At 52.0% G+C, this 25,379-nt stretch carries 26 protein-coding genes; 9 read left to right on the top strand and 17 right to left on the bottom strand.

What is annotated here, in order from left to right; genetic code table 11:
- Positions 1–19: 19 nt before the first annotated feature.
- Positions 20–343, bottom strand: coding sequence for a ferredoxin FdxA (gene fdxA / locus ACQYWX_RS06790; protein WP_011398974.1), 324 nt, complete (start codon positions 341–343; stop codon positions 20–22).
- 132 nt (positions 344–475) lie between these two features.
- Positions 476–3,058 (bottom strand): DNA mismatch repair protein MutS, encoded by a 2,583-nt coding sequence (gene mutS, locus ACQYWX_RS06795; protein WP_431688306.1) that lies wholly within the window; start codon positions 3,056–3,058, stop codon positions 476–478.
- Positions 3,059–3,201: 143 nt separating this feature from the next.
- Between mutS and ACQYWX_RS06800 the strand changes: the two genes are divergently transcribed.
- A complete protein-coding gene (locus tag ACQYWX_RS06800) occupies positions 3,202–3,693 on the top strand; it encodes a CinA family protein (RefSeq protein ID WP_431688307.1) in 492 nt (163 codons plus the stop codon).
- Between the two features lie 116 nt (positions 3,694–3,809).
- Positions 3,810–4,847, top strand: coding sequence for a recombinase RecA (gene recA / locus ACQYWX_RS06805; RefSeq protein WP_431688308.1), 1,038 nt, complete (start codon positions 3,810–3,812; stop codon positions 4,845–4,847).
- Positions 4,848–4,994: 147 nt separating this feature from the next.
- On the opposite strand, the gene ACQYWX_RS06810 is transcribed toward recA, so the two are convergent.
- Positions 4,995–5,477, bottom strand: a complete 483-nt coding sequence (locus tag ACQYWX_RS06810) for a fibronectin type III domain-containing protein (protein WP_216734989.1) — start codon at positions 5,475–5,477, stop codon at positions 4,995–4,997.
- A 311-nt stretch (positions 5,478–5,788) separates the two neighbouring features.
- Here ACQYWX_RS06810 and ACQYWX_RS06815 point away from each other — a divergent pair, with 311 nt between their 5' ends.
- Positions 5,789–5,968, top strand: a complete 180-nt coding sequence (locus tag ACQYWX_RS06815; protein WP_216734988.1) for a hypothetical protein — start codon at positions 5,789–5,791, stop codon at positions 5,966–5,968.
- Between the two features lie 14 nt (positions 5,969–5,982).
- Here ACQYWX_RS06815 and ACQYWX_RS06820 read toward each other — a convergent pair whose 3' ends face one another.
- Positions 5,983–6,366, bottom strand: coding sequence for a SirB2 family protein (locus ACQYWX_RS06820; RefSeq protein WP_431688309.1), 384 nt, complete (start codon positions 6,364–6,366; stop codon positions 5,983–5,985).
- Positions 6,367–6,518: 152 nt separating this feature from the next.
- On the opposite strand from ACQYWX_RS06820, the gene moaE reads away from it, so the two are divergent.
- The gene (gene moaE, locus ACQYWX_RS06825; RefSeq protein WP_216734986.1) at positions 6,519–6,992 is read left to right on the top strand and encodes a molybdopterin synthase catalytic subunit MoaE; all 474 of its coding nucleotides are present in this window, start codon (positions 6,519–6,521) and stop codon (positions 6,990–6,992) included.
- 42 nt (positions 6,993–7,034) lie between these two features.
- On the opposite strand, the gene mobA is transcribed toward moaE, so the two are convergent.
- The 3 genes from mobA to ACQYWX_RS06840 all read right to left on the bottom strand — a co-directional run bounded on the left by mobA (position 7,035) and on the right by ACQYWX_RS06840 (position 8,480).
- A complete protein-coding gene (gene mobA, locus ACQYWX_RS06830; protein ID WP_431688310.1) occupies positions 7,035–7,634 on the bottom strand; it encodes a molybdenum cofactor guanylyltransferase MobA in 600 nt (199 codons plus the stop codon).
- The gene (locus ACQYWX_RS06835; RefSeq protein WP_279503197.1) at positions 7,631–8,041 is read right to left on the bottom strand and encodes a PilZ domain-containing protein; all 411 of its coding nucleotides are present in this window, start codon (positions 8,039–8,041) and stop codon (positions 7,631–7,633) included. The genes mobA and ACQYWX_RS06835 overlap by 4 nt, the downstream gene beginning before the upstream one ends.
- 154 nt (positions 8,042–8,195) lie before the next feature.
- On the bottom strand, positions 8,196–8,480 hold the full coding sequence (locus ACQYWX_RS06840) for a hypothetical protein (RefSeq protein ID WP_431688311.1): 285 nt from the start codon (positions 8,478–8,480) through the stop codon (positions 8,196–8,198).
- 370 nt (positions 8,481–8,850) lie between these two features.
- Between ACQYWX_RS06840 and ACQYWX_RS06845 the strand changes: the two genes are divergently transcribed.
- The gene (locus ACQYWX_RS06845; protein ID WP_216734982.1) at positions 8,851–11,229 is read left to right on the top strand and encodes a Lon protease family protein; all 2,379 of its coding nucleotides are present in this window, start codon (positions 8,851–8,853) and stop codon (positions 11,227–11,229) included.
- Between the two features lie 72 nt (positions 11,230–11,301).
- On the opposite strand, the gene ACQYWX_RS06850 is transcribed toward ACQYWX_RS06845, so the two are convergent.
- From ACQYWX_RS06850 to amrS, 3 genes are all read right to left on the bottom strand, one after another.
- Entirely contained in the window at positions 11,302–12,150 is an 849-nt protein-coding gene (locus ACQYWX_RS06850) for an ion transporter (protein WP_216734981.1), read from the bottom strand.
- Positions 12,151–12,263: 113 nt separating this feature from the next.
- The gene (locus tag ACQYWX_RS06855; protein ID WP_431688312.1) at positions 12,264–12,875 is read right to left on the bottom strand and encodes an alpha-ketoglutarate-dependent dioxygenase AlkB family protein; all 612 of its coding nucleotides are present in this window, start codon (positions 12,873–12,875) and stop codon (positions 12,264–12,266) included.
- A 5-nt stretch (positions 12,876–12,880) separates the two neighbouring features.
- Entirely contained in the window at positions 12,881–13,969 is a 1,089-nt protein-coding gene (gene amrS, locus ACQYWX_RS06860; protein WP_431688314.1) for an AmmeMemoRadiSam system radical SAM enzyme, read from the bottom strand.
- A 188-nt stretch (positions 13,970–14,157) separates the two neighbouring features.
- Between amrS and ACQYWX_RS06865 the strand changes: the two genes are divergently transcribed.
- From ACQYWX_RS06865 to ACQYWX_RS06875, 3 genes are all read left to right on the top strand, one after another.
- The gene (locus tag ACQYWX_RS06865; RefSeq protein WP_431688315.1) at positions 14,158–14,988 is read left to right on the top strand and encodes a M23 family metallopeptidase; all 831 of its coding nucleotides are present in this window, start codon (positions 14,158–14,160) and stop codon (positions 14,986–14,988) included.
- Positions 14,989–15,010: 22 nt separating this feature from the next.
- A complete protein-coding gene (locus ACQYWX_RS06870; protein WP_241567000.1) occupies positions 15,011–15,613 on the top strand; it encodes a response regulator transcription factor in 603 nt (200 codons plus the stop codon).
- Positions 15,614–15,741: 128 nt separating this feature from the next.
- Positions 15,742–17,364, top strand: a complete 1,623-nt coding sequence (locus ACQYWX_RS06875; RefSeq protein WP_431688316.1) for an ATP-binding response regulator — start codon at positions 15,742–15,744, stop codon at positions 17,362–17,364.
- On the opposite strand, the gene astE is transcribed toward ACQYWX_RS06875, so the two are convergent.
- The 7 genes from astE to ACQYWX_RS06910 form a co-directional block, all read right to left on the bottom strand.
- Positions 17,353–18,378, bottom strand: a complete 1,026-nt coding sequence (astE, locus tag ACQYWX_RS06880) for a succinylglutamate desuccinylase (RefSeq protein WP_431688317.1) — start codon at positions 18,376–18,378, stop codon at positions 17,353–17,355. The genes ACQYWX_RS06875 and astE overlap by 12 nt on opposite strands.
- A gap of 7 nt (positions 18,379–18,385) precedes the next feature.
- Positions 18,386–19,105 carry an ABC transporter permease gene (locus ACQYWX_RS06885; protein WP_431689501.1) on the bottom strand — a complete coding sequence of 240 codons (720 nt, stop codon included), beginning with the start codon at positions 19,103–19,105 and terminating at the stop codon, positions 18,386–18,388.
- Positions 19,105–19,812 (bottom strand): ABC transporter permease, encoded by a 708-nt coding sequence (locus ACQYWX_RS06890; RefSeq protein WP_216734974.1) that lies wholly within the window; start codon positions 19,810–19,812, stop codon positions 19,105–19,107. The genes ACQYWX_RS06885 and ACQYWX_RS06890 overlap by 1 nt, the downstream gene beginning before the upstream one ends.
- 54 nt (positions 19,813–19,866) lie before the next feature.
- A complete protein-coding gene (locus tag ACQYWX_RS06895) occupies positions 19,867–20,643 on the bottom strand; it encodes an ABC transporter substrate-binding protein (RefSeq protein ID WP_279503204.1) in 777 nt (258 codons plus the stop codon).
- 125 nt (positions 20,644–20,768) lie between these two features.
- On the bottom strand, positions 20,769–21,539 hold the full coding sequence (locus ACQYWX_RS06900) for an ABC transporter ATP-binding protein (protein WP_216734972.1): 771 nt from the start codon (positions 21,537–21,539) through the stop codon (positions 20,769–20,771).
- Positions 21,540–22,211: 672 nt separating this feature from the next.
- Positions 22,212–22,721 (bottom strand): RDD family protein, encoded by a 510-nt coding sequence (locus ACQYWX_RS06905; RefSeq protein WP_216734971.1) that lies wholly within the window; start codon positions 22,719–22,721, stop codon positions 22,212–22,214.
- Positions 22,722–22,797: 76 nt separating this feature from the next.
- Complete coding sequence (locus tag ACQYWX_RS06910; protein ID WP_431688318.1) at positions 22,798–23,664, bottom strand: prenyltransferase; 867 nt, start codon at positions 23,662–23,664, stop codon at positions 22,798–22,800.
- A gap of 173 nt (positions 23,665–23,837) precedes the next feature.
- Between ACQYWX_RS06910 and ACQYWX_RS06915 the strand changes: the two genes are divergently transcribed.
- A complete protein-coding gene (locus ACQYWX_RS06915) occupies positions 23,838–25,217 on the top strand; it encodes a DUF5610 domain-containing protein (RefSeq protein ID WP_431688319.1) in 1,380 nt (459 codons plus the stop codon).
- Positions 25,218–25,379 lie beyond the last annotated feature (162 nt).

The following is a 25,379-nucleotide window of genomic DNA, read 5'->3' on the forward strand; positions in this document are numbered from 1 at the left end:
AGCTGGACGCTAATTTGTATCAGCGCGCCAGATCTTTAAGTTTGCCCTTAACGCCTTTCCAGTCATCCGCATCAGCAGGCGCGTCTTTTTTCTCCGTGATATTCGGCCAGACGCGGCACAGCTCTTCATTCAGCGCGATAAATTCCTTTTGATCTTCCGGCAATTCATCCTCGGAAAAAATGGCTTCGGCCGGGCACTCTGGCTCACACAACGCGCAGTCGATGCATTCGTCTGGATCGATGACGAGGAAGTTAGGACCCTCGTAGAAGCAGTCCACTGGGCACACTTCGACGCAATCGGTGTATTTGCACTTGATGCAATTTTCGGTAACAACAAAAGTCATGGTCTGATCCCTTATTATGAAACTCTGCGCGATTGCTCAGTGACCGTTGGGCCGCGCGATTTAGTATTGTAGAAAACCCTTTCGGCGCAAGCAACCCGAGGCGCTCTTGCAACGCCCGGGATACCTGAGTTTTCAGGTGTTCTTACTTATCGATTTCAGCTCATACAGCATATTTAATGCATCTCGCGGAGAAAGAGAATCCACGTCGAGTTTTTGCAGGCGGGTCTCCACCTCGCTAGGCTCGATTCGAGCGAACAAATCGTCCTGAAGCGATGGCGCAGGAGCCGTCAATGCGGGCTTGGACCCGCCGCTTTCCAGCTGTTTCAATTGCTTTTGCGCTTGGTTGATAACCTGCGACGGCACCCCCGCCAGTTGCGCCACCTGTATTCCGTAGCTCTTGCTCGCTGGGCCTTCGTGTACGGTATGCAGGAAGACAATGCTGTCATTGTGCTCCGTGGCGGTCAGGTGCACGTTGGCGACATTTGTGTGTGTCTTGGGTAGCGCAGTCAGTTCAAAGTAGTGTGTGGCGAACAGGGTAAAGGCCTGAATTTCCTGAGCTAAGTGCTCTGCGCAGGCCCAGGCCAACGAAAGTCCGTCAAAGGTGCTGGTGCCGCGGCCGACTTCATCCATCAAGACCAGACTCTGGCGGGTTGCGTAGTGCAGGATGTTGGCGGTTTCAGTCATCTCCACCATAAACGTGGAGCGCCCGCCAGCGATGTCGTCGGAGGACCCCATACGGGTGAATACGCGATCTATCGGGCCGATGATAACTTGAGCTGCGGGTACAAAGCTGCCGCAGTAAGCCAGGATGACAATACAGGCAGTCTGGCGCATGTAGGTGGACTTACCGCCCATGTTAGGGCCGGTAATGATCAGCATGCGATGTTTGTCCTGCAGATCCAGATCGTTGGGGACGAACGGCTCCTGACTGACTTGCTCAACAACTGGATGACGACCGCCTTCGATATGCAGCATGTGCTCATCTGTCAGCTCTGGGCAGACCAAATTCAGTGTTAGCGCTCTTTCCGTAAAGTTGGACAGCACATCCAGTTCTGATAGGGCGCGAGCGCTGTCCTGAAGGGGAGCGAGCTGTTCTGCGATGGTTTCCAGAATTTGGTCATAAAGCATCTTTTCCCGGCTCAATGCGCGGCTCTTGGCGCTAAGCGCTTTATCTTCAAAAGTTTTCAGCTCGGGAGTAATAAAGCGTTCAGCGTTTTTCAGTGTCTGGCGTCGAATGTAATCTGCGGGCGCCTGGTCGGATTGTGTGCGACTCAGCTCGATGAAGTAACCGTGAACGCGGTTATAGCCCACTTTTAAAGAGGATAACTGCGTGCGTTCTTTTTCGCGTTTCTCAATTTCCAGCAGATAGTCACCTGCGTTTTCACTGATTCCGCGCAATTCGTCCAGCTCTTCATCGAAACCCTGGCGAAGCACACCGCCATCGCGAATGACGACAGGAGGGTTTTCTTCTATGGCGCGGGTGAGAAGGTCGGCGATGTCTGGAAATTCACTGATTTGTTTGGCCAGACGATGCAGGTGAGCGTCACTTAGCTCCTCCATCTGCTTTTGCAAATCAGGCAGGAGCGTCAGAGTATCCCTCAAGCGTGCGAGATCGCGGGGGCGCGCTGAGCGTAACGCGACCCGAGACAGAATGCGTTCGCTATCGCCAATCTGTTTGAGCGTTTCGTGTAATGCTTCGAACTGATAGCCTTCCAGCAGCTCTTTAATTGCGTTTTGACGCTGGCGCACTTCTTCCTGGCTGCGCAATGGACGATTCAGCCAACGGCGCAACATGCGGCTGCCCATAGCGGTGGCGGACTTGTCCATGACCCATGCCAGCGTGTGCCGGGAATCTCCCGCCAGATTAACGTCAATTTCAAGGTTTCTGCGGCTGGCGGCGTCAAGAATGATGGAGTCTTCGCGGCGCTCCCGAATCATTGTGCGAATATGGGGAAGCTGAGAGCGCTGCGTCTCTTGGGCATACTGAAACAGGCAGCCGGCGGCTTCTATGGCGACGCTCATGCCTTCGCAATCGAATCCAGCCAGGTCTTTAGTGCGAAATTGCTGGCATAGCAGGCGCTGGGCCGTTTCCTGTTCAAAGTACCAGGGCGGCTGCTTTTGCACGCCTGTGTAGTTTTCCAATAGCGTCAGAAAAGGGAACTGTTCGCTGACCAGAATCTCAGCGGGTCGCAGGCGTTGCAGTTCACTGGCTAACGCTTCGGCTCCACGCACTTCCTGGATCAAAAAGCGTCCGCCGGCGATATCCAGCGTCGCCAGGCCGAATAAATCTTTATAAGCGCTTATTGCTAACAGTAAGTTGTCCGACTTCTCTTCTAGAAAGGCTTCATCGCTGAGCGTGCCCGGCGTGACGACTCTGACGACCTTGCGTTCTACCGGCCCTTTGCTGGTGGCCGGGTCGCCAACCTGCTCGCAGATGACGACGGATTCGCCAAGACGAACCAAGCGGCCGATATATCCCTCTGCGGCATGGAAGGGAACGCCCGCCATGGGAATGGGCTGTCCGCCGGACTGGCCTCTCTGAGTCAAGGTGATATCCAGCAGCTCCGCGGCGCGGCGGGCGTCTTCGTAGAACAGCTCATAGAAGTCGCCCATTCTATAGAATACGAGCTGATGAGGATGTTTCGCCTTGATGCCAAGATACTGTTGCATCATTGGCGTGTGTTGGGGTTTGATTGCGGATTCAATAGCGGACATGACAGAACAAAAGGATTGTGTAATTTTATGAATGAAGGCGGGATTGTAAGGGAAAGCCATGGCCTTAATAAAGGAGGCCGATCATTGTCCCTGAGCGTAATGCGCGCCCTTCCTGTATTTAAATTGGGGTTGATGGTGACGGAATGAACGATGAGATCAAGAGCCTGGCGGCGCGTTTAGGCGTAATCCTGCGTGAGAGGGGCCTGAAGGTGACGACAGCGGAATCTTGTACCGGCGGTGGAATCGCCTATGCGATTACCTCCGTTGCGGGTAGTTCGAATTGGTTTGAGGAAGGCGTGGTCACATACTCCAATGACGCCAAGCAGTCGCGCTTACAAGTGTCGTCGGAGGCCCTGATGCGATATGGCGCAGTCAGCGAAGAGGTTGTGAAAGAGATGACGCTTGGCGCCTTGCAGCTCGCGCAAGCGCAGCTTGCTATCGCTGTGAGCGGAATAGCGGGCCCTGGAGGCGGAACCGCAGAAAAGCCCGTTGGGCTGGTCTGGGTTGCATGGAGATTTCGGGACTTGGTTGTGGCGCGGAGCTTTCATTTTTCTGGAGACAGGGAACAGGTGCGCGTGCAGTCCGTTGCTGAGGGATTGCGGGGGGCGATAGCGATGCTGGAAAGCAATTTGTAGAAAATTTAAGCGTGACTTTGTCCGTCGGCTTGTGGAATAATGCTGTCAATTTATACAGTAATTCTGGGTTGGAATAACAACTCGTACCGGTTAAATGAAATAAAGGGTGTTTAAGAATGGATGACAATCGTAAGAAGGCGTTGACGGCCGCTTTATCACAAATTGAGCGTCAGTTTGGTAAAGGCGCAGTTATGCGGATGGGCGAGCAGCCGAGAGAAATTATTCCTTCCGTTTCTACTGGCTCGCTTGGACTGGATATCGCACTCGGCATAGGCGGCTTGCCATACGGACGTATTGTCGAGATCTATGGACCTGAGAGCTCCGGTAAAACCACTTTGACTTTGCAGGTGATCGCAGAAGCGCAGCGTCAGGGCAAGACCTGTGCGTTCGTTGATGCTGAGCATGCGCTGGACCCTATTTACGCAGAGAAGCTTGGCGTTAATATCGATCAATTGCTGGTTTCTCAGCCCGATACGGGCGAGCAGGCTCTGGAAATCGCCGATATGCTGGTACGCTCCGGCGCGGTTGACGTCATCATTATTGACTCCGTTGCTGCACTAACGCCGAAAGCGGAGATCGAAGGCGAAATGGGAGACTCCCATGTTGGTCTGCAAGCCCGTTTGATGTCTCAGGCGCTGAGAAAGTTGACCGGCAGCGTTAAGCAAGCGAATTGCTTGATGATCTTCATTAACCAGATTCGTATGAAAATCGGTGTAATGTTCGGATCGCCAGAAACCACTACTGGCGGTAACGCGCTTAAGTTCTATGCTTCCGTCCGTCTTGATATTCGCCGCGTCGGCTCTGTCAAAGAAGGAGAAGAAGTCGTTGGTAACGAGACTCGCGTGAAAGTGGTGAAAAACAAAGTGTCTCCTCCTTTTAGACAGGCGGATTTCCAGATCATGTACGGGCGCGGAATTTACCGCACCGGAGAGATTATCGATCTGGGCGTGAAGGAAGGCTTTGTTGATAAGTCTGGCGCATGGTATAGCTACAAAGGCGACAAGATCGGTCAAGGTAAAGCGAACTCCTCAAGATATCTGGAAGAGCACCCTGAGATTGCGATAGAAATCGAAACTGCGATTAGAGATAAATTGATGCCGAAGATGCCATCCAAAGAGAAAGAAGCGCCCGTCGCTCCAGTTGAGGCTGAATAAGGCCAGATCTTCCTAGAGCGTATTTGCTCAATACAAAATATAAGGGCGGCCTTTTAGCCGCCCTTATTGCGTTTCCTTGTCCATATTCCTTCTCTCTATTTTTCCGTATCGAGTATTGTCCTTGGTCGGATGAGTTGTTGATCGGCGTTAAAGGATCTTCTTGGTCATAATCTTGGAAGGTTCGCTTTCCATCCCGTTTATATCCAGAACCGTGACAGCGAAATAGTGAACGCCTTTTTCCAGATTGGAAAACGCATACTCAAATTGCTGGTCCCCAACTTCGACGTATTTCCAGTCGTTGTCTGATTCATGCTGGTGGTACACGCGGTAGCCTTCTAATTCATATAGCTCGATTTCGCTGCCGTCTTCACGAGTATAAGGTGGTTCCCAGATGATAAACGCACTACGGGCGTAGTTCGTTGATTGCTTCGCTGCGGCGATTTGGGGAGTATTCCCGTCGATACTGGAAGAGTCGCTTCCAGATCCTCCACCACCGCCACACCCGGTTAAGACAGCGCTTGCCAGAGTGAAGCTAAAAATAGCGGTGATGGATCTACAATTTGATTTGGCGCGGTGAAAAATACTTTTTAAGTATGAAAGGGCTTTGACCTCAAAGTTAACTTGATTCAAATCATTCCCCTATTAGTAGAGTTAGAGTTATAAGTTGACGTTATAAACAGATAACGCCCCGCGCTCTTAGTCAGGATTCGTGCCAATAATGACGGGATGTTGGTAATTTGCTTAAAAAACAAAGAGTTATGCTTTTTGTTTATCTCTTTCTGGATTTGGACTATTGTGAAAAGGGTTGCCTTTTTCTTACCAGAACGCCGGTATTTGAAATTATTGTTATAAATTTCAAATAGTTAGATTGTCTGCAATTGGCGACAGTGATTGTAGAATCGAAAATATAACTTGAGCTGTTGTGGAGAGGGAGAACGAATATGAAGTGGGTCGTATTGCTAGCTATCGTGGTCGCGGTCGTGATTTGGGTGGTTAATAGTCGGAAACGAAACCCTGTGAGCGATCCTGAAGTCAAAGAGCTTGACCAGAAGCGTTATTACGTGACGCCACCTAAGCCGGGTGACCTAGAACCCGAGGATAAAAGCGGCACGCAATACTAATTTGGCGGAAGGTTTTAAAACGGTAATGGCCAGCTGCTTTTAGTCAGTGCGGCCATGACGACATAGGCGAACGCCATATAAGCGCCAAGTCCGAACAGGATGCGAGTCCCTTTTGTCTTGCCTCTCTTGAGCGCGAACACGCCTAACGCAATATAAATGATTAACCCCACCACTTTTGCGGTGAGCCATCCATTATAGAAAGGGTATTGCTGGAGCTTGAGTGTGAGTCCTATGGCGCTCAGGAGTAGCACTGTGTCGATAATGTGAGGAAGAATCTTGGCTAACTTACGCTGCAAGAGCGAACTTTCCAGAATCATCCATATAAAGCGCAGGGTAAACGACGCAAAGGTTAGCGCAACGCAGGTCATATGAATGTGTTTGAGCAGCATGTAGCTCATGACGGGCTCCTTTCACAGCTTCTTTTTTATTTCGGTTTGTTTGAACGACGGCCGCCTATTAGAAATTCTTTCCTTAAAAACTTAAAGTGTTAGTCAGCATTTCTTTATCTATTGCGCGTTACGCGCAGCCTTCATTAGGTGGTTTCTGAACGATGAGTGACAACATAAACATCGATGTGACAACGGACGACTTTGATCTCGGAGAAGAAACGCGTCGATTGACGGATGGCGACACCAGTGTCGGCGCGGTTTGCAGTTTTGTCGGCCTGGTGCGTGACTTCAGTGATAAGCCTGATGTGAAAGGACTTTATCTGGAGCACTATCCGGCCATGACGGAAAAGTCACTGCTTAAAATTGCAGAAGAAGCTTCTCAGCGCTGGGATTTGAATGGGGTGAGAGTCATCCATCGAGTGGGCGAGCTTTGGGCGGGAGATCAGATTGTCCTGGTGGTGGCCGCCAGCGCTCATCGTGGTGATGCTTTCGCCGCCTGTGAGTTCATCATGGATTATTTAAAGGTGCAGGCGCCATTCTGGAAGAAGGAACTGACGGCGGAAGGGGAGCACTGGGTGGAGGCCAAGGAAAGCGATCAGGCCAGGGCGGGAGAATGGAGTTCTGAGTCTGAATAACTTCGGTAGTTTGAGACGAAACGAGCAGTGGGCGTATTTCTGTTACTGTTCTTGGGACTTGTCCAGATTCGCCAGTTCTTCCAGTGTATTGATGTTATAGAACATCTCCGGGCAGTCGCTGAAGTCGATTTGTTGCAAGGGGCGTGAATCCAGCCAGCGTTTGACGCTACGTCCCTCGCTCTGTAGATAGCGAAGAATATCTTCAAAACTGCTGGCGGGAAGCAGGCAGTGAAGATACTGCAATCGTTCTCCATCCCAGGCGATGTTTATCAGGTTGTCGCGTCTGCCGGCAAACATGCGAAGCGCGTATTCAGGTCTGAGAAGTGGCGTATCGCAGGGGCTGATCAATAGCCACTCTTTACTCATATAGGGGTGGGCGGAGTAGATGCCCGCCAGAGGGCCGGCAAACTCTCCCCAGTCATCGGAAAAGACAAAAGGCGTCATGCGCTGATACTGCGTCCTGTTGCGATTACAACTGATTAGAACTCGTTCGCAGGTTTTGGCGAATGTGGAATGTATGTGTTGGGCGAGAGGCTGGCCGCGCCAAGATAGCAGCCCTTTGTCATTGCCGCCCGCGCGCTGTCCTTTGCCGCCAGCGAGAATCAGTCCGTCGCAGTCCAGCATGGTCAACGGCTCAGTCATGAAGCCCTTGAGCGACAGGCTTCCTGTGCTTTGCTGAATAAGCCTTCAATACGGGACAAAGCATTATCAACTTCTCTGGAATAATCTCTGCTGGAGGCGCAGTAAGCGAATTGGATACCGTATCTGAAGCCATGCTCATGTTCGCGGCAGTTAACAATCTGCGCCTGAATGCCATTTTCAGCAATGTAGCGGCCCCGGAAACAAAGTTCAATCTTCTCGCCCAGACGAAATTTCTGACTACTGTGAAACGCCATACCATAGCGATTAAAGTCTATGCAGTTAACGACGATACGAGTTTTGGAGCGGCTGAACAGGCCTGATAGACAAACCATTGCTGTCATGGCTGTTGTGGTGTGCCGTACTTTGATGCGGCGTTCTGATTGGGAGGGAAAAGTCACTTCCTGCATGATCTTATGCTGAGTCTGTATCTTTTGGGTAATAGCGTTAAGCCCGATGGATTCCCTTTATCGGGCTGCTTATTTTATTAATTGGATTTGGATAATAAATGCTCAGCTTCGTGTTTTGTGAGCTGGCGCAAGCCGTGTGGTTGATGGCGAGGGGCTAAACGGCAGTATTCACCAGCCTTCCTGTTCTATTCTCCAGCTCTTCCGGTTGCCCGTCTCGCGCCCCGAGCAGTTTGGGGGTGCGTCGCTCTCGCCTTTTGCGGCGTTCCTGGCCGTCGTAGTCGTTTTCATCGCTGCGCCGACGATCAGGGCGCATGCGGCGATCATGCAGCTCGCCTTCTATCAGGGGCGCCTGCGCCGGCGTGGACTCGACTTGAGCGGCCTGCTTCAGGGAAGCCGAACTGGGGGGGGAAGGCCTGTTTCTGGCGTCATTAATGTACATGTCTGGATTTCCTCTAACAGGTTGTCTTTCATTTTTTCAATCATTCCCTATTGTTGTATTAACTCGCCTTGAATTGTTGCGTTTGGCCCTGTTTCCGGCCGGCGTCACCGTAACCGGAGTTACGCTAAACTTATAACGGCGGGTGTAGGAAAAACTTTAGCTCGCCTGATCAATCGTCAGCGCTTTTGTAGGTCTTCTAGCATTGGCGGGCGTGGCGGAGAGCATCTTGGATAATTGTGTAAAAGCGGTTTTGTGCTAAAGCCGATTTGGTTAAACTTGACCCTTTTTTGGGAAGTCGCAGGTGAGCCGGCGTGGCGAGCAGCGATCTATACACGCATTTTGACGCCCCGATTTAGCTCGGGCGGAGTCTATGACTAAGAAAAAGCCCCTACCAATCCAATCGCTCTACAAACCCTGTCTGACAAAAGATTTTAAATTCAGCAGCACCCGCGCGCTGGAGCCGCTGGAAGGCATTCTTGGGCAGAATCGCGCCCAGGAGGCGGTGCAGTTCGCCATATCCATGGCGGATGCCGGCTACAACATATACGCCATTGGCCGCAACGGTCTGGGTAAGCGGACGATGATCATGCGCTTCCTGGAGAAAAAACGTTCCGATGCGGTCGCCAGCGACTGGTGCTACGTCAACAACTTTGACGATGTGCGCTCGCCCAAAGTGCTGCGTCTTCCTGCCGGTCTGGGAATGCCGTTAAAGAAAGATTTGGAACAACTGTTGGTGCGCCTGCAAAAGGGCATTCCGCAGGCCTTTGACAACGAATCTTACTACGAGCGCGCAGAGCAGATTAAAAACGAGCTGAGTCAGAAGCAGGAAAAATCGCTTAGTCGCATCGCCAACGCGGCCAAAAAACAGCAAATCAGCCTGACTGTGACGACGCCGGGCGGTTATCGTCTGGTGGCGACGGACGGCGAGAAGCCATACAGCGCGGACACGTTTGCGGAACTCCCGGAAGCTCGCCAACAGGAGTTTGAAGACGCGATCAACAAGCTGGAGAAAAAGCTCCGCACGGTGCTGCGTCGACTCAGCCAGTGGGAACAGGAATATGCGGATAAACAGCAGGCGCTGAATGAAGAGATTGCGCTGGCGGTTTCTCAGCACTTGATCGATAACCTGAAGAAAAAGTATCGCGAGCACACAGAAGTCGTTGAGCATCTGGAACAAATTCAGGCGGATTTGCTGAAAAACGTTGAGATTTTTCTGGACGACGGGGAAGAACAGGCGGCTCTGGCTGCGGCCACCATGGATAACAAACTGCCCAGACGGTACCAGGTGAACGTGATGGTGCATCACGACGCCAATGGCAATGCGCCGATCGTCGTGGAAGACAACCCAAACTACTTCAACCTGTTTGGGGCGGTGGAGAACGTCACTTATAAAGGCACGGTATTTACCGACTTTACCCTGATCCGTCCCGGCGCTCTTCATCGCGCTAATGGCGGCTATCTCCTCATGGACGCGGTCAAAGTACTTGAGCAGCCTTTTGTCTGGGATGCAATCAAGCGCACGCTGCGCTCAGGCAATGTGGTCATGAATGCGCTGGAGAAAGAGATCACGCTGTCCGGTACGATTTCTCTGGAACCGGAGCCAATGCCGCTGGAAGTGAAAATCGTGCTGTTCGGCGACAGAGATACATACCTGTTGCTGCAGCAGTATGATCCAGACTTCGGCGAACTGTTCAAGGTGACGGCGGACTTTGAAAGTGAGATTTCGCGCACTCCTGAAACTCAAATGCACTATGCCCGCTTTATTACCAGCCTAGTGCGCGAAAAGGGGCTGATGCCTTGTGATCGCTACGCGGTGATGAGAATCCTGGAGCATAGCGCTCGCGTCGCGGAAGATCAGAACCGGTTGTCTTTGCACGCGGCGGATATCGCTAATCTGTTGCGTGAGAGTAACTACTGGGCCAACGACGCCAAAGCGAAAATGATCCATTCAGAGCATGTGGACAAAGCGCTGCGCAGCGCGGAATATCGCTCCAGTCGAATTCGTGATCAAGTGTTCGACAGCATCCGCGATGGCACTACACTGATTTCCACAGTTGGAGAGAAAGTGGGCCAAATCAATGCGTTGTCGGTGTTGAGTACGGGCGATCATGAGTTTGGCGTGCCGAGCCGGGTGACTGCGACCACGCATTATGGCGATGGCGAAGTGATCGATATCGAGCGCGACGTTAAGCTGGCCGGCGCTATTCACTCTAAGGGCATGATGATCCTGTCTGCGTATCTGGCTTCTATTTTCGGTAAGAATGGTCCGATCAGAATTTCCGCCAGTATCGCCTTTGAGCAGTCTTACAGCGAAGTCGATGGCGACAGTGCTTCCATGGCGGAGTTTTGCGCGATCATTTCTTCGATTGCCGATGCGCCAATCAGGCAGAACATTGCAATTACCGGTTCTATGAACCAGTTCGGCGATTCTCAACCGGTTGGCGGGGTCAACGAGAAGATTGAAGGCTTCTTCGAAACCTGCTGCATCAAAGGGCTGAGTGGGGAGCAGGGCGTGATTATTCCCGCTTCCAACGAGCACAATCTGATGCTGAACAAGCGTGTGCTGGACGCCTGCAAGGAGAAGAAATTCTTCATTTATTCCGTCAGGAATGTAGGAGAGGCGCTGGAGATTTTGACTGGCCTGCGCGTTGGACAGCCAAACGAAAAAGGCGTCTATAGCCGCAATACGTTATTTGGCATGGTTCAGCAGAAGCTCAAGCAACTGAAAATTGCGGAGAGACGTCACTAGGGCGTCCCTCCGTACTATCCATAGTATCCGTACTATGCACTAAAAGGCGTGCGGCGTCTTTGGCCGCATGCCTCAACTCTGAGCTTTAACTGGCTTCACAACTGTCCCCAAAGGAAGTCGCGCGCCGCAATGGCTGCAAAAACGAGCTTCCGCTTCATGTAAATCTTTTTCACAGGAACGACAGGCCAGACTCAGGTAGTTGTTGCGCAATACGTTGGAAAGTTCTGCGGTAAAAATACCTGTTGGCACGGCGATGATGGCGTAACCCATCACCATGACCATCGCCGCCATGCCTTGACCAAGGTCTGTCCTTGGAGCGATATCTCCATATCCCACGGTGGTAAGTGTAACGATTGCCCAATAGATGCTGCGCGGAATGCTGGTGTAACCATTAGCGGGGCCCTCTATCAGATACATCATGCAGCCGAACAAAGTGACCAGCACCAGGATGGAAAACAGAAACACCGTAACTTTTTGCCGGCTTTGGCGAATCGCGTGCAACAGCAGGTTGGCCTGGGAAACGTACTTCGCCAGCCGCAGGATACGAAACACCCTCAGAACTCTAAGCACCCTGATGACCAGCAGATAGTGCGCGCCGCCCACGAACAAACTCAAATAGGTGGGGAGGATGGAGAGCAGGTCGACGATGCCATAAAAGCTGAAAATATACCGAATGGGTTTGTCCACACAGTAGATTCGCAGCAGGTACTCAGCTGTGAACAGGATTGTGAAAAGCCACTCAACGGCCACGAACCAGTCGCCGTATTTCATGCGCAGCTCACTGACGCTGTCCAGCATCACGGTCAGCACGCTGATAAGAATTCCGCCGATCAACGCTATGTCAAAGGCTTTGCCGGCCGGGGTGTCAGCGTGAAAAATAATGATATAAAGCTGCCTGCGCAGCTTGTCGTTAATAGACATGTTTTTCTCGAAACTGGTTTAACGGATAACCACGCCGCAGATTCTAATTCATCATTGAGGATGCGCAACCGTTTACTGGTGAGCTGCGACGGTCATCAGGGTTGGGGGATCCATCAGACGGCGAGAATATTTCGATAAGTCAGATTCAATCGCGGACCCACTGGCGTTTTGGTTTTGGGAAGTTGATGGCGCCAGTGGCGCTGCATGTCTCCTGACATGATCAGCAGCGAGTTATGCATCAGCTCTATCGCCAGGGTTTGGCCGCCTCGTTTGGGCTTGATCTGAAAATTACGCGTTGCCCCAAAAGAGAAAGAAGCAATGATGGGGGTTGGTCCCAGCTCAGGCTCATCATCCGCATGCCAGGAAACGCTGTCCTGGCCGTTCCGATACAGGTTACACAGCGCACAGTTGAACTCCGTGGAGGCGTGTTCAGACGCGATATGACGCAACTGTTGCAGCAGTGGAGAGAATGGAGTGGGACTCAGGCGCAGACCAGAATAAGCATAATGGCAGTGCGCTTCTCCATACCAGGCCTGCAGGCGCGGGATGGGAATAGTGCGGCCTTGGATGCGCAGGCTGTCCTGGCGCCAGGCCAAGTGCTGGGTCAAGTCCTCCATAACAGAGGCTGCGTCAGCGTCCGTCAGTACTGGATGAATGAGGGTGAGCGCGCCATTAACTATCGCAATAGGCTCAATTTGGAGGTCTGGATGCTGGCGTAACTGCATGCGTTCTAGTTAATCCTTACGGGTTGGCGTCGGGGGCCCCAGTTGCCGGGATGTGATTCAAATACACCCGGTAAGACGGCTCCACAATGGGCGCATTCCCCGTGCTTATTTAAACCCCATTTACCGAGGCGATACCAGTCGCGTTCTATCAGTAACTCTCCACAGTTGGCGCACCATGTGCTGCCGCCTTGGCTATCATGAACGTTGCCGGTATATGCATAGCGTACGCCGTTTTTCATGGCGATATCCCGGGCGCGAGTGAGCGTTTCCGGTGGCGTGTGGGGTTTGTCCTGCATCTTCCAATCTGGATGGAAGGCGGAGAAATGCATGGGAACGTCTGGGCCGAGGTGTTCCACCACCCATTGGGTCATGTCCTCCAATTCTTGAGAGGAGTCATTTTCATCTGGAATCAGTAACGTGGTGATTTCGAACCAAACTGATGTCTCCTGCTTCAGGTAGATCAGTGTGTCTAAAACCTCCGCCAGGTGCGCACCGCAAATTTTATGGTAGAAGCGTTCGGTGAAGGCTTTCAGGTCAACATTGGCGGCGTCCATGTAGCGATAAAATTCCTTGCGGGGCTCCGGGCACATAAAGCCGGCCGTCACGGCGACAGACTTTACGCCGACCTCATGACAGGCTTGGGCCACATCAATTGCGTATTCGTGAAAAATCACGGGGTCGTTATAAGTGAAGGCGATGCTGCGGCAGCCGTAATGCAGGGCTGACTCGGCCAGTTGTTGCGGCATGGCGGTGGCCGCGAGAGTATCCATTTCTCTGGATTTGCTCATGTCCCAGTTTTGACAGAATTTACAGGCGAGATTGCAACCAGCGGTGCCAAAAGACAGCACGGGCGTGCCCGGCAGAAAGTGATTCAACGGTTTCTTTTCTATAGGGTCGATACAAAAACCGCTGGAGCGACCATAGCTGGTGAGCACGATGGCGTCATTCTCTCGCGCTCTCACAAAGCATAAGCCTTGTTGTCCTTCATGTAGTTTGCAGGCGCGAGGGCAGATATCGCACTGAATGCGGCCGTCATCCAGCTGATGCCAATAGCGAGTGGGATGATTTGGGGGCGGTTGGAGTTGGGCCATCATTAAAATCAGGTTAGAAACGCCTGCCTCCGCTTACATTTGTCAGCTATCGGGCGGATAAACGGTTTTACCCGCTTCCACTAACGGCTATGATAATGAGAATACCACAAAGTGGTTCGCCATTTGTTTTGCGCGCGGTCTTATCGTTAAAAATGATGTTAATCAGACTACTGCGAAGCCTTCCGCATTGGATGCTTCTTCTTTCTCTTACTCTCTGCGCCCGTGTTTGGGCGGCGTCTCCTATTGAACTCAAGGGTGACTTAACCCAGGGTGGTCTGGTCGTCGGCCAAATCTCTGCTGATGCTCAGGTCTGGTATGACGACCATAAGCTTGAACTGACGAAAGATGGTCATTTCGTGTTTGGTTTTGAGCGCGATGACGAATTAAGCCATAGCCTGAAGGTCCGTTTGGCGGATGGACAGGAATGGACGCAACCCGTCACTATCTCCGCCAGAGATTACGACATACAGTATATCGAGGGCATTCCCAAGAAGATGATGGAGCCTGACCCGAACGATTTGAAGCGCATTCGGGAGGAAAACGCTCAAGTAGCCCGTGCGCGGGGACGCGATTCCCGACTAAACTATTTTTTACAGGGATTTATTTGTCCTGCGAAAGGGCCGATTACGGGAGTGTATGGCAGTCAGCGTTATTTCAACGGTGAACCGCGTCGCCCGCACTATGGTTTGGATATCGCTGCGCCGCGAGGCGCTTCCGTGATTGCGCCAGCTTCGGGAGAAGTAACGCTCACGCACCCGGATATGTTTTTTTCAGGGGGAACCCTGGTGATTGATCACGGTTATGGCGTGTCTTCCACCTTTATTCATCTGGATAAGATTCTGGTGAAAGTGGGCGACAAAGTGGAACAGGGACAGGAAATCGCCAAAGTCGGTTCTACCGGGCGGGCCACAGGGCCGCATCTGGACTGGCGGATAAACTGGTTTCAGACCAGGCTCGATCCGGCGTTGTTGCTGGCGTCGGAACCTAAAATGATGAGCAACAAGAACCTGCAAGAAAAATAGGTAATTAGCCAAGATGAATGTAATGAACCAGATAGTCTATGTGGTCGAGGACGACGAAGCTGTTCGCGACTCTCTGCTGCTCCTGTTGCGGGCGGAAGGTTACAGTACCAAAGGGTATTCCAGCGCCCAAAGCTTCCTGGAAGAGGAAGTCGCCGATCTGAATGGCTGTCTGGTTCTGGACATCCGTATGCCTGGCATGACAGGCATGGAGCTGCACAAAAAGCTGCTTGAGCTGGGGTGCGCCCTGCCAGTGATATTCGTAACCGGGCATGGCGATGTGGCTATGGCTGTGGAGGCGATGAAGCTGGGAGCTGTGGACTTTGTGCAGAAGCCATACCGAGAAGAAGATTTGTTGGAGAAGGTGAAAGGCGCTTTGGCGATGGACGCTGAACAGAAAGAAGCGCTGCGTCACAAAGAGAAGTTGCGTCAGAAGATAGAGTCTTTGACTCCGCGCGAGCTGGAAATCATGGAAATGATGATTGAAGGCAACGCTAATAAAGTAATCGCCATTGAACTGAACATCAGCCAGAGAACCGTGGAAATCCACCGCTCTCGTGTCATGCAGAAGATGGGAACGCATTCTCTGGCGCAGTTGGTGCAGATGGTGCTGGCCGCAAGAAGCTGATTTCTGCGGCATCCGCCGCAGCTTTCCCTGGGGTGAAAGTCGCCTCGAGTCTGTAAGGGTTATCGCGTATTAAACGGGATGATACGGCTGTCTATAGTCGCAAGTTCCGGCATTTTTCTCGGTGGAGCATGGCGACGGTAGATAACAAAGCAGTATCCAAGCTATCCAGACAGGACCAGATTCTGCTGGTGGATGATAATCCGGCTAACCTGAAAATCCTTTATGAAACGTTGGATGGCCGCGGCTATAAGCTGTTAGTGGCGGATAGCGGCGAAAAAGCGCTTAGCATCGTTCGTAAATCCCACCCTGACTTGATTCTTCTTGATGTCATGATGCCTGGCATGGATGGCTTCGAGGTGTGTCGCACCTTGAAGCAGGACCCGGCCACTGCATCCTCTTCGATTATTTTTCTTTCTGCGCTGGATGACACGGACTCCAAAGTGATGGGCTTCGATGCCGGCGGCGTGGACTACATTTCCAAACCGTTCCAGGTCAAAGAAGTGATCGCAAGGGTGGAAACCCACCTGAAGATCCATCGCCTGGAACAGCAGCTGGAAGCCCGTAATCGCGAGCTGCAGATTGACAAGGCGAGTATCCTGTCCGCCATGAGCGAGGGCATATACGGGCTGAGTCGTCGCGGTGAAATCATTTTCGCCAACTCGGCGGCGGGACGCATGAATGCGTGCGACGAAGACAGCCTTCTCGGGCGTTCGTTCGTGCAATTGCATTTCAGTCAGGCGGAAAACCCCGAGGGTGAGAACGCATTCGATTTGGATCGGATGACTGAGCGTCTACAGCGCGTATTAAGTAAAAATGAGGCGTTGCGCATCGGAAACGCTTTGTTTACGCGTCCGGATGGCTCTGTCTATCCCGTCGCCTTTACGGTTACGCCGACGGCGCGGGACGATCATGCTACTCATGCCGTTGTGGTATTTCATGACACGACGGATGAGATCAAGCAGGCTGAAGAGCTGGAGGCCGCACGGCAAAGCGCTGAAGCGCAACGTTCCCAGCTCGCGCATATCTCTCGCCTGAGTATGATGGGAGAGATGGCGGCGGGCATTGCTCATGAAGTGAATCAGCCTCTTACCGCCATCGTCAATTACATCCGTGTCGCCAACCGTATTGCTAAGGCGGAGCAGTTGGACAAGGCGCTGATGGACGAAACTCTGAAGAAGATAGAAAGTCAGTGCCTGCGCGCCAGTCAGGTTATTCAGCATATTCGGGATTTCGTTAAGAAGCCTTTGCAGGGCAAAGAAATGTTGTCCGCCAACGCGCTTGCGAGAGACATCCTGGAGCTGGCGGAAATAGAGGCCAAAGAGCACGGTATTGAGTTGCGAGCGAATATTGAGCCCTCATTGCCGGAACTCTATATTGAGCCGGTGCAGGTGCAGCAGGTGGCCTTGAATCTGTTGCGTAACGGCATGGAGGCGATGGGGCACGCGAATATGCGCGGCGCTGTTAAGTTCAAAGTCGCTCAGGCCAATGGCAAGGGGATTTTGTTCGAAGTGACGGATGAAGGACCTGGCGTCGCGGAAGAGCATCAGAACAACTTGTTCAGCCCTTTCTTCACCACGAAAAAGTCAGGGATGGGGATCGGTCTGACATTATGCCAGTCCATCATTCATTCTCATGGCGGCGAAATTGGCTTCAGGCCGGGAGAAAGCGGCGGCAGCACTTTTTATTTTACGCTGCCGGTGCGCAACAAGCCGGTAGGCAAGCGGGATCAACCCGCTGAATCAGCTCAGTAACATTGCAGGCAAAGGCCTGACTAACAGCCCCGCGCGTTGACCGGGTCCTACCTTGGAGTTAGGGAAGACTATGCGCACAGGGCTGCCGGAAACAACGTACTCCGTCTCCTCATCCTTCCAAACTGAATAACCCACCTCCAGCTCAGTGAAGTTGGGGGTGTCTTCCGCGATGTTTAGCTGGAAGTTCTTGCCTGTATTAATGATTTCGTCAACGACCTGATACTGCTCAGGCAGCTTTCCGCTATGGGATTTGATCGCGGCGTCGTCACCGGCGATCAACGCCAGAAGCTGGTTTTTAAGATTGGCGAGTCCCGCCAAGTCGTTTTCACCAAATGGATGCACTTTGCCCAGCTCCACTGTGAAACTCTCTGCGGCGTACTCTGCTGCGCTCCAACCTGAAAATGTCGCGGCGGGTTTGTTTTGCAGCAGGACGGCTTCCACTCCGCTGGCGGCTAGCAGCTTCAGTTGTAGAGTGGGGCACTGTCGGGCTGGCAGGAATGGATAAACGGCGAACTTTTCGATTTGCGAACCCCGAATTGCCGTGTGCAGGTCATAGTGCCAACAGGACTCTCCAGCAGGGACAAAGTCTTGTACCTGTGCGATGAGTTCCGCCGCCCGATTGGGCTCATATCCGGGGCCTGTAGTGGCGCTTTCCTTGAAAAGGCGATTGAGATTGATATCAATAAAGCGCTCCTGCGCTCTCATGGCGGGAGGATTTCCGAGGAGAAAAAGACACTCTCTGCGCACAGGATGAACTCCCTCCAATAGCTCGGAAACGATTTCGTTCACGATTTCTATTGGCGCAGTCTCGTTGCCGTGCACGCCTGCGGAAAAGACCAGCTTGGGTCCGATGGGAGAGGAGGGCGCGCAGGTTAGCGCGCCGTGGCCGGTGAGGCGGAACACCACACCGTTATTTTCTACGACTTCCCTTTCTTGCGCCGCTTCCCGCCCCTCAGGGATGTCAGCCAGCGTGGCGGATAAGAAGTCCTTGTGAGGGGCGAATAAAGCGCTCATAGACAAATCAGCTTCCTACAGGTCTCAAGTGGGCCATGAGCTTGTGTTCCAGACGCTTGAAGATATAAATGATGGTGAAGGTCAGGCACAGGTAAATCATGGCGACAAAGGTGAAGGCCTCGAAAGGCGCATAGTACTTGGAATAGATGTAACGGGCGGCGCCAGTGAGGTCGATAATCGTCACTACGCTGGCGATGGCGCTGGCGTGCAACATAAAGATGACTTCGTTGCTATACGCTGGCAGGGCCCGGCGGAAGGCGTTAGGCAGAATGATGCGACGCATGCTTAACCACCAGGACATGCCGTAAGCCTTGGCGGCTTCGATTTCCCCTTGAGGGGTTTGCTGAATAGCGCCGCGAATGATTTCTGTTGTGTACGCAGCGGTGTTCAGAATGAAGGCGAGCAAGGCCGGGTAAAACGCGTTGGCCAGCAAGGGCCAGATGAAAGAGTCTTTCACGCCGGGAAGCGCAGGCAAGCCGTAATAGATCAGGTAAAGCTGAATCAGCAGTGGCGTGCCTCTAAATATATAGGTATAGAGCCAGATAGGCTTGCTTACCCAGGGGTTCTTGCTAGTGCGCAATATGCCTAGTGGAATGGCGATAACCAAGCCAATCAGCAGTGACAGGAAGACCAGTTGCACGGTGACCGTCAAGCCATCCCCGTAGTACTCCAGAGTGCCGACGTTGAAAATTTTATTCTGGTTGAGCCAGGTGGTAAGGGTCTCGATCACTGGGAAGCTCTCCTGGAATCAACATGGTAGTGAGTTTCCAGCTTTTTGAAGAAAAACTCGGAAATGGAAGTCAGCGCCAGGAATATTAAAAGAACGGGAATAAAGAACATGAATGGCGCTTGCAGTGCGGCGGAAGCCTGATGGGCGGCTCGCACCATATCCTCCATGCCAATGACGGAAACCAGCGCAGTGGTTTTCAGCATAACCAGCCAGTTGTTGCCCAGACCGGGAAGGGCGTGACGCATCATCTGCGGAAACATAATACGTTTGAAAATCTGCCAGCGATTCATTCCGTAAGCCAGGCCAGCTTCAACTTGGCCCCGTTCGACGGCGAGAAAAGCGCCGCGAAATGTTTCTGACATATAGGCGCCAAAAATAAAACCTATGGTCAACACGCCGGCGACGAAGGCGTTGATGTTGATGTAAGTGTCAATTTCAAACTGGTCGTAAAGCCAGTCTGAAAGGCTGTTCATCATTATCTGGCCGCCATAAAAAATTAGCAGCATCAGAACCAGATCGGGCACGCCCCTGATCACGGTGGTGTAAGCGGTGCCTACTGCTTTAGAAATCGGGTTTCTGGATAGTTTTGCGGTTGCGCCCAACAATCCCAACAGCAAGGCGAGCAATAGAGAAAGTATGGCTACTTCTATGGTAACCAGTGATCCTTTGAGGATAGTGGGGCCGTAACCTTTCAGATCTAACATAAAATCGCCTGATCGATTGATGGTAAGGGGAGGCCGGAGCCTCCCTTAAGATGCTTACTTGCCGTAAACGTCGATTTCGAAGTACTTGTCGTTGATTTTCTTGTACACGCCATTGCCACGGATTTTCTTGATGGCGGCGTTGAATTTGTTAGCCAGGTCGGTATCGCGCTTACGCACAGCGACGCCAGCGCCTTCGCCGAAGATACGGACGGGTTCAGTGATCATGGGGCCGGCGAATTCGAATTCTTTGCCCGCTTCTTTCTTCAGGAAGCCGCCATCGGCAGCCAGTGCGTCAACGAACAGCAGGTCCAGACGGCCAGCTTTCATATCCAGGTAAGCTTCGTCCTGGCCAGCGTAACGCTTGATGTTGACGACGTCTTTCAGTTCTTCGCTGACATAGGTGTCCTGAATGGTGCCGCGCTGAACGCCAACGGATTTGCCTTTCAGCTGATTCATGTCGGAAGGATCAATGCCCGCGCCTTTCTTGGCTACCCAGCCGGAAGGCGTGTTGTAGTATTTGTCGGTGAACAGAACTTTTTCACGACGCTCTTCGGTGATGGACATGGATGACAGGATGGCGTCGTACTTACGAGCCAGCAGTGCAGGGATGATGCCGTCCCAATCTTGCACTACCCATTCACATTTCGCTTTCATTTCCGCGCACAGCGCATTGCCGATTTCGATATCGAAGCCTTCCAGTTCGCCAGCGGCGTTTTTGGAGGCGAAGGGAGGATAGGTTGCGTCAACGCCGATACGGATTTCTTTCCAGTCTTTAGCTTGGGCTGACGAAAAAGCCAGTACGGACACCAAGGTAATGAGTAACTTTTTCATGAAATTTCCTCAACATTTATTATCAGACTGATGGCTTGGCCACCGTTTTCTAAACCCCATTTTCTGCGAAAGTGCAGCGATGAACCGAAGGACGTCGCGCACGGTTTAATTGGCCCTGTATAGGATTAATACTTCGGAGCCAAAAACTGTCGAACCCGCTCGGAATCCGGGTTGTTGAATACTTTATCAGGAGAGCCTTGCTCCTCGATTTTGCCTTGGTGCAGAAACACCACTTGGCTGGAAACGTCGCGGGCGAAAGCCATCTCGTGGGTCACCACAATCATGGTGCGGCCTTCTTCCGCCAATGAACGCATGACTTTCAACACCTCGCCGACCAACTCTGGGTCAAGCGCGGAGGTGGGTTCGTCAAACAGCATGACGTCCGGCTCCATCGCCAGCGCTCTGGCGATAGCGGCGCGCTGTTGCTGTCCGCCGGACATTTGTGCGGGATAGTAATTGCGGCGCTCCCAGATACCGACCTTCTGAAGATAGCGTTCTGCGCTTTCCAGGGCTTCTTTTTTGGGGACGCCGAGCACATGAATGGGCGCTTCAACGATGTTTTCCAGCACGGTCATGTGCGACCAGAGGTTGAAACTTTGAAATACCATGGACAGTCGGGACCGCATGCGTTCCACCTGCTTGATGTCCGCAGGCTTGCGTTCTCCGTTTCGACTGGTGGTGAAGGTGATTTGTTCGCCGTGAACTTCTATTTCACCTGAGGTAGGGATTTCAAGCAGGTTGATGCATCTTAAAAAAGTACTTTTGCCTGAACCTGACGAACCAATCATTGAGATTACGTCACCTTTTACGGCTCTAAGCGAAACCCCTTTCAAGACTTCCAGGTCATTAAACTTCTTATGTACGTCTGTGACTACCAGGGGGGCTTTTTCAGCCATGTAAACCTCCGGTTGAGAGTGGGCGATGCCGACAAATCGACTTAATAATAGTAGTTAGCTCCGGCTACCACCTATTCTTTGCATGTTGTGAGAATAGAATGTGGCATTTGAGCCTTTCATGCCAGGGTAGTCTCTTAGAAGCTACTCATCTAGGACTTCGCTAAGGGATAGGCGAGTGGCGAGGAAATCATCGAGGTAGGACATACAGATCCCAATAAGTAGCGAGCTGCAGAAGCGTACGCAAATGTGTTGGGAATGTTCTGTAACCATCATATGAGCCAGACCGCTTTAACTTCTATTTGATCCATAGTGCTTGCTCGTGCACAGGATACTTTCTTGTTTTTAGAACTGAGTCTTGTTGTTCTGTCTGTTGTTATTATCACAAATCACGCTTTTTGAACTAGCGGTTCCTCCGTATTCCATCCGAAAAGAATTTTAATGTCAACCAAGCTCTGATTGCGGAAATTACCTATAGATTCGTCGTTAAATTTTTAAATCACTCTTGTTTTGGAGTTTGTTGATTTCTGTATGTTTTTGTTTTTATGGCATATTTCAGAGCGCCGTCGAGCGCCCGAATATTTTCGTTAAATTGGCGTTTCGACGGTATAATCGGACAAATGGGGGATTGTTGAAAAGTCAGGATGACTGGAAAAATTGGTGAAAGAGGAAAATCTACTTCTTTTTTTTCTTTTCGGAGGGCTTGGCGGGGACATAAACGACTCTGCTCAAAGAGAAGCGATCATGCCAGCTCAGTTTCTCTTTGTCCCAAAGAACCCAGAGATATCCCAATCCAAGACAAACGGCGGAGGCGGCGGCGCCAAAGAAGCGCAGCAGGCACTGACTCCAGTTCACCTTGAATCCGTCCGGATTCTGAATGCGAATGCGCCAGACCTGCATGCCGAGAGTCTGCCCTATGCGTCGCCAGAAGTAGGCGAAAAAGAAGAAGGTAGCCAGAAACAGGCTGCTGGAAAGCAGTGGGTCGCCGATATTTTTACCTGCGTCAGCCTCCATCTGCATCGCTTCAGAACCGATAACCATTCCGCGTAGAAGCATATAAATCATGGTGGTCACCATCCATACCGCAATCAGCAAAATGGCGTCATAAAACATGGCTGCGAGGCGGCGCCACAAAGGAGCGGGTTGGAGTTGCGCGGGGTCTTCCGGAAAGCGATTCGATAGCATAAAAATGAGGACTCTCAAGGCGACTGAAAACTGCGGCGGGACTATACCACAGGTGACTTTTTCTGTCCCGGCGCGATCAAATGGAAAGTATGTGGCACAGTGCGGTGACGCCCGTCAGTCTTCCCGCCAATTGCGGCAGATTGCGGCGAGACATGGCGCTTTGCATTTGCAGCAGTCGATACACGAGGAGCAGGGCGAAAACGAGCGAGCCTGTCATCCACAGTGGAGAGTTTAAGTGGCCCAATGAAATCAAAGCGATATACCCGGCGGCGGTTAATCCCAGGAGAGACAGAAACGCCAATTTGGCGCGGGGTAACCCTAATATAGATGAAAGCGTGCGATCGCCATGGCGCAGATCTTTTTCTATGTCCCGGATTTCATTCGCCATTAACACCAGGGAAATTAGAGGGCCGAAAGCTATTGAGTCCAAAAGCAGCGCTTGCGACCAAACTCCTGTAGCGCTGAATCCCGCGCCAGTAATCAGGAGCGGGCCCATCAATACGAATACCAATATTAACCCCAAGCCCCGGCGTTTCAGGTTAAAGGGCTCAATGGTATACGCCAGGCACCCCGCAAAGCCGGCTATGGCCAATAAGGCGATTACCGGCCCTCTCATAAACATAATGACACTTCCTAAAATCGCAGCGGAGGCGAAACACGCCATTCCCAGAGTGAAATTATGACGAATGGCGTGAATTTGATCGGAACTCAGGCGCAGCTCGGGCTGGCGTTGATCGCTCCAGTCATTGATGAGGTTTACTCCGCACTGTGCCAGCAATGTAGCGGTGAAAGTCAGTGTAGAGAGTAGTGTTGAGAAGTTGGCGTCAGAGTATGTGCGGGCGAAAGCGATACTACAGCAGGCGACAGCGATGATCAGGGAGAATGGCCGTAATGCTGAGGCGAATCTGTATTTGTTGGTCGTCGGGGAAGTTGCGGCTGTCATAGCTGTTGGATAATCAAATGGTTACCTGCAAGCATAACCAAAAATTCCTAGAAATTAACTTTTAATAATGCAAAGTCGCTAAAGAAAACGCGGGAACTGACGCTAACTATATTGCCCTCGTTGAAAATGGCTTTACGGGGAGGGCGTAAACAGGTTTGGGGGAGGGCGTTTAAATGCACTTTGCAATGCCGGCGATAAATAATCTGCTTTCTGGTTCTCATCATGGTTCTGGCTCTGAAGCGTCTGAGAAGATGCGTCATGGCAAGGGCGTGGGCGGCAATGTCGCTGCATATGATTTCAGTTACTCCAGCACAGAAGTTTCCTATAGCCAAAGTGGCGGCGGTCGGGATTTTTCCGTTCGAGTTTTTGAAGCCAGGATGTCTGGGCGTCTCGCCAGCTTTGGGGTAAAGCCCGCTAATGATTCTTATCAGTCACAAGTCCCTACTCCCCAAGATGTCGCCAACAAAGTCCTGGGCTTTGTAGAAAAGAGAATTGAAAACGCCGCCCGTAACGGCGCCTCGCCGGAAGATCTGGAAAGCCTGTTTGCTCAAGCCGCTGAAGGCGTTGATCGCGGATACGCAGAAGCGATGGAGGAATTGGACGCTCGCGGCTTGATCACGGATGAGCTGCAAGAAGATATCGATTCAGGATATCAGCTGATTCAGGATGGCTTGGCGGGACTGCGTGAGCGTTATCTGCCTTCAGACAGTCCCACTGACCCTCAGCCTCAAACGCAAGAGCCAGACGTGGTCTACGTGCCACCGGGATACGGCGAGCCGGATGTTATTTATGTGCCTGATGGGTATGGCGAGCCAGATGTCATTTACGTTCCAGATGGGTATAACGGCTCTCAGGGCTCAAATTCAGATTCTGACGCCGACCCTTCTCAGACTGGCGGCGATGCGCCATCGCGCCTTGGCGGTATTGCAGAAGCGCTGTCCGCCAGACGGTCATCTCTTTATGCCGCGAATGTGGGTATAAACGTGCAGACTCAGGATGGCGATAACGTGCGCATTCGCATGGTGGAAGCATCCGGCTCACAAACCTCGCTGAATTATCGTCGCGGCGAAAATGGCGAAGCCATGCAGTTCTCCAGTAACAGCTTCAGAGTCGGCTCTTTTGAATTCTCCGTTGACGGCGAGCTGGATGAGGATGAATTGAATGCGCTGGCGGATATGCTGCAGCAAGTTGAAGGGATTGCGGCCTCTTTCTTCGGCGGCGATATGGACGCAGCCTTTTCCGCGGCAATGGATATGAACGTAGATGGCAGTGAAATAGCCAATTACGCCATCAACATGCGCAGCCTGCAGTATGAGCGTGTGGATACCGCTTACCGCCGTACTGAAGGCGCTGGCGACGCCTTCCAGTCTTTGGCGAAACACCGTGATATGTTGGCGGATTCCTTGAATAAAGCGTCTATGTTCGCTGACCCGGCGCGTCTGGTGCATGAGTTCCTGAGCCAGATGCTGCAAACCCGTCAGGACGAGGCGCCCGCCTATCAGACACAGTACGTGGACTTCGCGAAAGAGTTGCTGGAGCGCATGTCCGCCTAAGCGAAATTCGTCTTTTACTACGGCGCAGTTTAACCAAGCTGCGCCGTTTGCGTTTTAAGCCCCCCCACCGTTCATCTCTATATGTAAAATTGCGCATTCCATAATCTACAGGGCCGTTTTTTACCCCGCAGGTTCTATGGTAGAGTACGCAGCTCAGCCTTT

This window comes from Hahella sp. NBU794 (assembly GCF_050749805.1).
GTDB lineage: Bacteria > Pseudomonadota > Gammaproteobacteria > Pseudomonadales > Oleiphilaceae > Hahella.

What these genes read in the sequence shown, in the direction of transcription:
- fdxA (WP_011398974.1), bottom strand. Translation starts at nt 343, where the DNA reads ATGACTTTTGTTGTTACCGAAAATTGCATCAAGTGCAAATACACCGAT.
- mutS (WP_431688306.1), bottom strand. Translation starts at nt 3,058, where the DNA reads ATGTCCGCTATTGAATCCGCAATCAAACCCCAACACACGCCAATGATG.
- ACQYWX_RS06800 (WP_431688307.1), top strand. Translation starts at nt 3,202, where the DNA reads ATGAACGATGAGATCAAGAGCCTGGCGGCGCGTTTAGGCGTAATCCTG.
- recA (WP_431688308.1), top strand. Translation starts at nt 3,810, where the DNA reads ATGGATGACAATCGTAAGAAGGCGTTGACGGCCGCTTTATCACAAATT.
- ACQYWX_RS06815 (WP_216734988.1), top strand. Translation starts at nt 5,789, where the DNA reads ATGAAGTGGGTCGTATTGCTAGCTATCGTGGTCGCGGTCGTGATTTGG.
- ACQYWX_RS06820 (WP_431688309.1), bottom strand. Translation starts at nt 6,366, where the DNA reads ATGAGCTACATGCTGCTCAAACACATTCATATGACCTGCGTTGCGCTA.
- moaE (WP_216734986.1), top strand. Translation starts at nt 6,519, where the DNA reads ATGAGTGACAACATAAACATCGATGTGACAACGGACGACTTTGATCTC.
- mobA (WP_431688310.1), bottom strand. Translation starts at nt 7,634, where the DNA reads ATGACTGAGCCGTTGACCATGCTGGACTGCGACGGACTGATTCTCGCT.
- ACQYWX_RS06835 (WP_279503197.1), bottom strand. Translation starts at nt 8,041, where the DNA reads ATGCAGGAAGTGACTTTTCCCTCCCAATCAGAACGCCGCATCAAAGTA.
- ACQYWX_RS06840 (WP_431688311.1), bottom strand. Translation starts at nt 8,480, where the DNA reads ATGTACATTAATGACGCCAGAAACAGGCCTTCCCCCCCCAGTTCGGCT.
- ACQYWX_RS06845 (WP_216734982.1), top strand. Translation starts at nt 8,851, where the DNA reads ATGACTAAGAAAAAGCCCCTACCAATCCAATCGCTCTACAAACCCTGT.
- ACQYWX_RS06850 (WP_216734981.1), bottom strand. Translation starts at nt 12,150, where the DNA reads ATGTCTATTAACGACAAGCTGCGCAGGCAGCTTTATATCATTATTTTT.
- ACQYWX_RS06855 (WP_431688312.1), bottom strand. Translation starts at nt 12,875, where the DNA reads ATGCAGTTACGCCAGCATCCAGACCTCCAAATTGAGCCTATTGCGATA.
- amrS (WP_431688314.1), bottom strand. Translation starts at nt 13,969, where the DNA reads ATGATGGCCCAACTCCAACCGCCCCCAAATCATCCCACTCGCTATTGG.
- ACQYWX_RS06865 (WP_431688315.1), top strand. Translation starts at nt 14,158, where the DNA reads ATGCTTCTTCTTTCTCTTACTCTCTGCGCCCGTGTTTGGGCGGCGTCT.
- ACQYWX_RS06870 (WP_241567000.1), top strand. Translation starts at nt 15,011, where the DNA reads ATGAACCAGATAGTCTATGTGGTCGAGGACGACGAAGCTGTTCGCGAC.
- ACQYWX_RS06875 (WP_431688316.1), top strand. Translation starts at nt 15,742, where the DNA reads ATGGCGACGGTAGATAACAAAGCAGTATCCAAGCTATCCAGACAGGAC.
- astE (WP_431688317.1), bottom strand. Translation starts at nt 18,378, where the DNA reads ATGAGCGCTTTATTCGCCCCTCACAAGGACTTCTTATCCGCCACGCTG.
- ACQYWX_RS06890 (WP_216734974.1), bottom strand. Translation starts at nt 19,812, where the DNA reads ATGTTAGATCTGAAAGGTTACGGCCCCACTATCCTCAAAGGATCACTG.
- ACQYWX_RS06895 (WP_279503204.1), bottom strand. Translation starts at nt 20,643, where the DNA reads ATGAAAAAGTTACTCATTACCTTGGTGTCCGTACTGGCTTTTTCGTCA.
- ACQYWX_RS06900 (WP_216734972.1), bottom strand. Translation starts at nt 21,539, where the DNA reads ATGGCTGAAAAAGCCCCCCTGGTAGTCACAGACGTACATAAGAAGTTT.
- ACQYWX_RS06905 (WP_216734971.1), bottom strand. Translation starts at nt 22,721, where the DNA reads ATGCTATCGAATCGCTTTCCGGAAGACCCCGCGCAACTCCAACCCGCT.
- ACQYWX_RS06910 (WP_431688318.1), bottom strand. Translation starts at nt 23,664, where the DNA reads ATGACAGCCGCAACTTCCCCGACGACCAACAAATACAGATTCGCCTCA.
- ACQYWX_RS06915 (WP_431688319.1), top strand. Translation starts at nt 23,838, where the DNA reads ATGCACTTTGCAATGCCGGCGATAAATAATCTGCTTTCTGGTTCTCAT.